A 324-nucleotide genomic window follows, 5' to 3' on the forward strand; every position below is an offset into this window, starting at 1 on the left:
TACCTGTGAGTGGACGGCCTTGCACGATTGAAGTTGAGCTGGCTAAAACTAGAGACAAAGAAGGAAGACGGTTAATTGAAGAGGCTGAGTATGTGGCTAAAGGCGGTCGTTATACTGCTCGCTTTTGCAAGTTCATCAGTGGGTTATGTCGCCACATGAGCATACATGCCGTCTCTCAGCATTTAGGGATCCGTTGGGAAACAGTAAAAAATATCGATAGAGAATACTTACGTTCAAGCTTGCCAGCTTTAGACCCTGAGAAACTGAATAACCTAATCCATATTGGTGTCGATGAAGTTGCCAGAGCCAAGAGACACGATTATA

General features: G+C 44.4%; 1 protein-coding gene. It reads left to right on the forward strand.

The features are described 5' to 3' along the window. The coding region (locus tag ABT58_RS23260; RefSeq protein WP_047876798.1) for an ISL3 family transposase at nt 1-324 on the forward strand (324 nt) is incomplete at both ends.

Origin of the sequence: Photobacterium aphoticum, assembly GCF_001029435.1 — a bacterium.
Lineage (GTDB): Bacteria > Pseudomonadota > Gammaproteobacteria > Enterobacterales > Vibrionaceae > Photobacterium > Photobacterium aphoticum.